At 38.8% G+C, this 7,993-nt stretch carries 4 protein-coding genes; all 4 read right to left on the bottom strand.

Features of this window, described 5'->3' with window-relative positions; all coding sequences use genetic code 11:
- Positions 1 to 104 precede the first annotated feature (104 nt).
- The 4 genes from GO621_RS18100 to GO621_RS18085 all read right to left on the bottom strand — a co-directional run bounded on the left by GO621_RS18100 (position 105) and on the right by GO621_RS18085 (position 7,831).
- On the bottom strand, positions 105 to 920 hold the full coding sequence (locus GO621_RS18100) for a hypothetical protein (protein WP_157569669.1): 816 nt from the start codon (positions 918 to 920) through the stop codon (positions 105 to 107).
- A 96-nt stretch (positions 921 to 1,016) separates the two neighbouring features.
- On the bottom strand, positions 1,017 to 2,723 hold the full coding sequence (locus tag GO621_RS18095) for an ATP-binding response regulator (RefSeq protein ID WP_157569668.1): 1,707 nt from the start codon (positions 2,721 to 2,723) through the stop codon (positions 1,017 to 1,019).
- A gap of 71 nt (positions 2,724 to 2,794) precedes the next feature.
- Entirely contained in the window at positions 2,795 to 5,383 is a 2,589-nt protein-coding gene (locus GO621_RS18090) for a hypothetical protein (protein WP_157569666.1), read from the bottom strand.
- A 9-nt stretch (positions 5,384 to 5,392) separates the two neighbouring features.
- Entirely contained in the window at positions 5,393 to 7,831 is a 2,439-nt protein-coding gene (locus GO621_RS18085; RefSeq protein WP_157569664.1) for an MG2 domain-containing protein, read from the bottom strand.
- Positions 7,832 to 7,993: the final 162 nt, after the last annotated feature.

Below are 7,993 nucleotides of genomic sequence, written 5' to 3'. Positions count from 1 at the left end.
ATTGCTGTTATTAGGTTAACGGAAGTTTAAATAATGCTGTTGACAAAAAAACTGCAAATGCCGATACTTCTTTTACCGGCAAAAAATCTGCAAGTCGATAATTTTCAGTGTTGTTGCTTGTAAAAGTTATTGTACCGGTTTTCAAAAAACTCCATGCTGCCAAACATTTCAGCTAAAGAAGCTGTAGTCGCCTGGCCGTTTTTAAGTTCGACCGCCAGATGTTTTATTAGGTTGAGGTTTGTTTTTACCAGGAAATAAATAACGCTGTATGCAATGGTGTATTGATCGGTAATTGTTTTTTTATCATCGCCCCAGTTCCGGGTATTATTTTTGAGAAAGTCTGACAGGTGCAAAAGTCCCTGCTCATTCAACTCCCGGATCCGCTCAATACGTCCAGTAACAGGCGTATAAAATATTTTATCGTCCTGAACAATCAAAGAACCAAAGTAAGTGGCCAGGCCTTCATCAAACCATTTAGGCGGACGCTTAATGTTGTGGTGCAAAAACGCATGGCTGATTTCGTGCAGTAAGGTGCTGTTTGCATGGTCTGTTTTTAATACAAAAACATCACCCGTTTTTTCCAGGTAATAACCATCGCTTGATACATGCATGGCATTTTCTCCGTCAGGTGTTTTTTTAAAATCATCCTTCCGCCCAAATACATTGATGTTTATTGTCAGGCTGTCGTTTACAGAAGTTTCAAAAACAGCATCGTAAAAAGCGGCTTCGTAACGGGCAATTTTAGTAAAAGTTTCTGTATCATCCTTACTTAAACGGCAATTGAACTTTTGTATGTTCAGGATTTGGGCCGAAGCGGCTGTACTACTAAATATACTCAGCCAAAAAACAAAAAAAGCGGCAGTAAAAACAGCATAACATGCAGGTTTCAGGCTTCTGGAAAAACGGCGCGTTGCAGGCATACTGTTTTTATCGGGTAAAAATAGGTAACTGTAAAAGTATCATCCGGTAAACTACCGAACAAGGCTTTTTATAAAGTAGTAGAAATTTTACCGAAACTACAAGGATGCCACTAAAGCATATTTTTTAATTTGTGCCAGTAAGTTTTGCGCCTGAAAAGGTTTTAAAATACAATCTGCAAAACCGATAGCTTTTAGTTTTTCCAGCATTTCCAGGTCCATCAGGGTAGCGGTAAAAGCCAGTACCGGAATATCGGGCCAGCGTTGTTTAATTTCTTTAATTGCTGCATAACCATCCATAACAGGCATTTCCAAGTCCATTAAAATAATGCCGAAATCTGCATTTTCTTCCAGCAGATCCAATGCTTCCTGGCCGTTGTAGGCTTTTGCACAATCGCCCTTAAAATCCATCAGGATTTTTTTGGCAATAATCATGTTGATCTGGTTATCTTCTACCAGTAAAATTTTCATTCCGGCTAAATCAGCTTTTTCTTTCGGTAACGTTTGCTGTTCAGGCAATTGCTGGTCAATATAATTAAAGTCGATATCAAAGCTAAAAATACTGCCAACACCTTTTTCGCTTTTTAATTCCAGGTGGCTGTTCATCAGCTTTAATATTTCCAGGCAAATGTTAAGCCCAAGGCCAGAGCCGGTATGTTTCCGGGTAGTTTCATCATAAACCTGACCGAAACTATCAAAGATAATTTCCTGGTCTTCTTTAGCTATTCCTGTCCCGGTATCTTCCACCCAAAAACCCGCGCGTAAAATGCCATTGCTTTTGCTGATGGTTTTAACGGTTAATTTAACATAACCTTTACTGGTAAATTTACCGGCATTAGAAATCAGGTTGTTTAAAATTTGTATCAGCCTAACGTCATCTGCCAGAACAATTAAATCCAGTTCCGGGTCAATCTCCACCTTAAGCTCCAGGTTTTTCTCTTCAAACATGTTTGCAAAAGGAATGGTAGAATTAATCAGCAGTTGTTTTAAATTTACTTCTATCGGATGGATTTCCAATTTACCGGCTTCAATTTTATTAAAATCTAAAATATCGTTTACCTGGTGCAGCATGTGGTCCGAGCAATATTTTAAAATCTCAAAATACTCCTGTTGTTCGGGTAAATTGTTTCCGTTTTTTAAAATGTTGATGGCACCTATAATACCGTTCAATGGCGTGCGCAGTTCGTGGCCCATTGTAGAAAGAAACTGTGTGCGGGAAGTAATGGTGCGGTTTTTTTGCTCAATCAGCTCTTCCAGATATTTCCGTTCGAGGGAAATATTAATGTATGCAAAAGCAATTGTAGAAATAATGGCAGCAACAACATTGGTATAAAAAATTTTATACTGATCGTTAAGTGGCAAAGGTTCCCAGGGCTGATGATGGATACCAACTACAATACAGATAAGGCAGCAAACGGCAGTGATGCTGAAGTAAAAAATAATTTTTTTGAGGTACGTTTTCTGGTTGTCAACAATTACCGGTATGGCAATCATCAACGGGAAATAAAACAGGTATTGCCCCGTACCTGCACCTTCTTTAGCTGCAAAAACAATAAGCGACAAGCTTACAAAAGCGATAATAGGCAGTTTGGTGTTTCTTATAAAATGTTTGGATTTAAGAAACAGGATCAAACCAATACCACAGCAAAAAGAAGCTACCATTATAGCAGTATGGTACAAGCCCATTAAGCAATAATAAGTAAATATTAAAAAACCGAGGCCAATAGTTGCAAGCGAAAGCTGGTAAGTTCTTTTGGCAATTTCGCTGATACTGTATAAAGGGTAGTCGGGGTTATTACCGTTCATCCTGTTATTATACGTAACTAATGCGTTTTTGTTTCTTTTTGGGAAAGCCACCAGAATTATAATTGATTAGCTTATGGTATTTTATATGCAGTTTTTGTAACTACCGGCACTCCTTTATCGGTTAAGCCTTGTGCAACAATACTAATTTTAGTTTTAACATCCGCATTATAAAAAATTATTGTTGCTTCGCCGTTTGCATTGGTTATAACGTTCGGTTCCCAATAAATAGTTGTTCGTAAATCAGATCCTGTTTTTTGTTTCTGCTGATCGTATTTTGGTGCATAAAAAACGCGGGACTGGTAGTAGCCATCTAACTCGGTATTAATTGTACTTGCTTTTTGGGTTAGAAGTGCATCTGGTTTTAGGGTGAGGTAAATAATAAAGATCGGATGAGCTTCTTCTATTTTTGAACCCGGAGAAACAAGTGTTCCCATTCCGTTATAAAAGCTATTTGTAGGATTTGATAAAACCATTCCTGCTGGTTTTATCATTCGTTTGATAACAACTTTTTCTACTTTATCTATTGGTATATTATAGTATTGATTGTAATAAGCATTAAATACCTCGTCCGGATCATCATCTGTAAAAGGTAATTCCCTGTTGTTCACTATCAATCTTGGATACCATTTTTTCCCTTCTGCAAAAAAAACGATTGCATCAGCGCGAGCACTTAGAGGATCATTATCTATGTGAGCCTGCTTGGATATATGCAAAATGTAATTCCTCAGGTCTTCGTAATAATAATCTTTAGCAGTAACATTTAAAGTTTCATCAGGATAACCAAAGCTTGTCACGGTCGCATCTCTTAAAGTTACAAACTTGTTGCTCTTTACCGTTATTCCTTTCAATTTTATAGTATCTGATAAGCTTTGCCTTTTGCTAAAGCTTTGTTCTATCAACAATTGTTTTTTTAAGGTTGAAGAATCAGTTTCAAAATCAGGAATTGCTTTTACCGGAAGCGGATTTGTTTTAGCGGAATCCAGTTCTATCAAACCCGCATTTTTATCTTTATCATTAGTAGCTGCCAGCGAAACGCTTTGTTTACCGTACAATTCTATGTTATCCAGATGAAACTTTCCGGCAGCATCTGTTAAAGCATTATAACGTGTGCTCATGGCAGAACCATTAACGGTTAAAGCGATATTCTTTCCGGGAAGAGGTTTATCAGCAAACTTTTGTCTTAATCGACCCGAAATATCAAATCCTTGTTCTGGCAAATAACTGATTTTAATAGAAGTATCGGCCAGCCTTCTCCATAAATAATCACGCCAGCCCTGCGTTAACAAAAGCAGGTCAAGTTGTTTAAAACGATTCGTGTTCGTTGTATCAAAATAGATTCCGGGGTCCTGGATATTCCCGCGAAGTTCTGATTGCAATAAGAAATAAGAAGTAATATTGATACTGTTTTTACTGGTAAAATTTTCATCAACAGCAGCAACAGAAAAATTGGCTTTTACAGGCTGATAATTAGCATCCGTAACTTTCAGTTTTAAGGTTACTTTTTCTTTAGGTTGATAAGCAGATTTATCAGTTGTAAAAGAAGCATGAACAGAGTTTTTTTCTTCCACATAAACCAAACGCTCACACTGTGGTTTGGCCAGATTATCATAAACTGTTAAAGTAGAAATGCCGGCGGGAAATTGTGCTTTTGGAACCCGAATATTTAAGTGAAGCAAATTAAAAGTTACCGGGCCGTTTAAAAAACGTTGTCCGTCCTGCCTGCCAGTCAAAATAATTTCATGGTTTGGATAATCCTGCAAAGTTGCCTGGTTAGTGCTGATGGTAACCCGAAAACTGGCCGAATCAGCATCAGCAACATGCATCACAAAACCTTTTTTTAAAGCCGAAGGTAAGGTACTTGTAAATGGGACTTTGTTATTGAATACTCCTTTTACCAGGTATTTTTTGTTAACATCGGGCACTAAAAAAAAGCTGCCCATTCCTACAGCTGTACTTTCAAAATGGATAACCGTATCGCCTTTTTCGGTGTAAACGCTTCCTTTTACAGCGATTCCGTTTCCGGCAGCATCTTCGGCTTTAAACGCAACTAAACCTGCTACATTTTCTACCAGCGACCCACTTTCCGGAAAGAATTGAATGGTTGGCAATGCTTCTTTTACCGATGTTTTTTTTGTATTGATTTGTGAAGAAGATGAACCTGAAAGAATTTTATTCCTGTTATCCAGATGTTTAGAAGATTCAAGATTTGTGGTGCTAAAAACAGTAATCGTTTTTTCAAAAATAAAGTTATCACCAAAATTGCGCATCCAATTGGTATAAGCACGAATGCGATAATTGCCGGAAGGAATGGAATCTTGTAGTTTAAAATCGCCGTTTCCTGTTCCGTTATTTAGCCTGATGACTTCCCGGTCAATTATTTTTGCTTCCGGCGAAATGAGTTCTACATATAAATTTTTACTGCTGCTAATTGGCACATTCGTTTGTGCATTAACTAAATAAGCTTTAAACCAGCTATTTTCTCCTGAAACATAATTTTCTCTATCGGTATGCAGATAAACCTTTTCAAAAAAAAGTTTAAAACCAGCATCCGGTTTTGCAGTACGCGGAATACTGTCAACCAATGTTTGCGCTTTTAAAGTTACTGCTAACATTAAAAACGCCGTTGTAAGCAGCAGAAAACGCGAGAGTTTTGCTTCCAAATTTTTATTTTATTGCACCGGATATTCGGCTTTTCCGGCTACGGCAATACCTTTATCTGTAATACCTTCGGCAACAATCCTGATAGTTGTTTTTTGTGCAGAATTGGTAAAATGCACGCTTGCCTCGCCATTAGCATCAGTAACAATATTAGGTTTCCAGAAAAGGGTAGTGCGCAGATCTGGCTGGCCAATACTGTTTTTAGGGGTATAAAATTCGCGTGCTTCATAATAGCCGTTTACATCAGCGTTGATCAGGTAAAATTCCTTTTTCTGAAAGGCTTCCGGTTTCAATGTTAGATAGATCAGAAAAACATCTGTTCCGCCCATTCCAACTAAATGCCGCACAGAAACCCTTGTAATTACATCCATCGTTAAAGAATAATAATCCAACCGTTCAAAAACGTCTTCCTGCCGCTGCACAATAAAACGCGGCAATATTTTTTTTCCCTGAGAATAAAAAACAATTCCCTCAGAAGTATCCGGATTACTTTGTGCGCCGGGAACTTTATGCACCAAAAAATCCTCCAGATCTTTATAAGTGTAATCAGCTTTAGTAATGTCGAAATTGTAATCGGGATAGCCAAAAGTTTGTACGGTTTGGTCTCTTAAAGTAACGGTTTGTGCCGCTTCTGTTACGGTAATACCTTTTAGTTGCAAAGTATCATTCATACTTAAATGCGCAGGTTCCCGTTTTTCTATTGCCTGATTAAAAGCCATTAACTGTTGCGGACTTGTTGGTGTCGGTTCCCGAACAGGCTGAACTGCCATTGCTCTACCGGAAATGGTATCTAATAAAATCATCCCGGTTTTTTTACCTTTTTCATCGCGGGCAGATAAACGAATAGTTTGCGGGCCATAAAATTGAATACCATCCAGAAAATACTTGCCATCGGAAGCAGTTCTGGTTGTAAAAAGTTTACCATCTTTTGCGCCGGCAGCAAACAAAGTAATGTTCATGTTGGCTTGAGGTTTGTCTGCCAAACGGTCGCGCAAGCGGCCGGTAATGGTAAAACCAGGTTCAGGCAAATAGCTAATCTTTAAAGCAGTATCTGCCAAACGTTTCCAAATAAAATTGCGCCAGCCCTGCGTTAACAGCAAGGCATCTAACTGTTTGTAACGGTTCGGGTTGTTTTTGTCAAAATACTGTGCAGCGTTTTCAATTTTTCCTCTCACTTCAGATTCTAAAAGGAAATAAGACTGAATGTTGCGCTGCTCTTCCGGCAAAATACCGGCATCAACAGCAGCCAAAGATAAACTAGCTGAAACCGGTTGCTGGTTTTGATTAGTTGTTTTGAGATGAAGCGTTACGCCATCTTTAGGTTGATAGCTTCTTTTATCAGATAAAATTGAAAGCGTAATGTTATCGTTTCCTTCAACATAAATTAATCGCTCGGCGGTTGGGTGCAACTGTTCATCATATAAAGTAATGGCAGCAACACCGGCAGGAAAACTGTTTTTGGCCACTTTAACAGTTGTTTCCAAACCGCTGATCTTAATTTTTGTGCCAAAGCAAACTTGTGTTCCATGTTTTCCGGCCAGGATGAGTTCTTTTCCCTGCATATCTGCTAAAGTAGCGGCATTGGTACTGATGGTAGCGGTAACAGTTGCCGTATCTGCAACATTTAAATGCAGCGAAAAACCCTTTGGCAAAGCAGCAGGCAAAGATTCAGTGAAAGAATGTCCGTTACTAAAAACGCCTTTTACCTGATATTGCAAACCCGCAGCCGGCAAAAAAGCAAAACTGCCCATACCCGAAGCTGCACTTTGAAAACGGCTAACCGTATCGCCTTTGGAAGAAATGATGCTCCCGCTCACTTTCAACCCGTTGCTGTTGTCGTCTTCCGCCTTAAAACCAATAATACTTTGAACATCCTGGACCAACAAACCGCCTTCCGGAAAAAAACGGATGGTGCCGTTTCCTGCATTTGCCAATACTGTTTTTACCGGTGTTTTTTTGTGAGTTGCCACACTTTTACCGGTTGCAGAACCGGGAATATGATGAATGGCAATTGCTTTCTCAAAAACAAAATTATCGCCAAAATTACGCATCCAGTTGGTGTAGGCGCGGAGGCGGTAATTGCCATCGGGAATGGTGTCGCTCAATTTAAAATCGCCGTTGCCTAAACCGTTATCCATCCTGATGATTTCGCGGCTGATAATTGTTGCTTCAGGAGAAATTAATTCTACATCTAAATTGTTACTTGTGTTAGTTAACGAAGTGCTGAGGCCGTTGACCAGATAAGCTTTAAACCAGAGGTTATCGCCGGAAGCATACAAGTTACGGTCGGTCTGCAGGTAAACTTTCTCAAAAAACAGTTTAAACCCTGCAGGTTTAGCGGCCCCTGGCATCACCGGTTTTTGTTGTGCAAAAGAAGCATCGAGCAAAAAACAAAAAGCACAGCATAAAATAAAACGGAAATTGAAGTTTTGAGGCATATCAGTTGGCACGTAAATTTAACGGTTTAGGTCTAATTATTTCTTTAAGAAAAAGGCTTTTCTGGCTGGTAACCGGGCTATAAATCTCGTTAAAAAACAAACAGAACCATCCTGTACAAGCCTGTTTTACAGCAGAAAAACCAGTAATTAATTGTAAAAATTGAAATACAATTC

This window comes from Mucilaginibacter arboris (assembly GCF_009754915.1).
Taxonomy (GTDB): Bacteria; Bacteroidota; Bacteroidia; order Sphingobacteriales; family Sphingobacteriaceae; genus Mucilaginibacter_A; species Mucilaginibacter_A arboris.
The sequence above is the reverse complement of the archived record's forward strand: the minus strand, read 5'-3'. Positions and strand labels throughout refer to the sequence as shown.

Coding starts and splice junctions, on each gene's coding strand:
- GO621_RS18100 (WP_157569669.1), bottom strand. CDS start 920: ATGCCTGCAACGCGCCGTTTTTCCAGAAGCCTGAAACCTGCATGTTAT.
- GO621_RS18095 (WP_157569668.1), bottom strand. CDS start 2,723: ATGAACGGTAATAACCCCGACTACCCTTTATACAGTATCAGCGAAATT.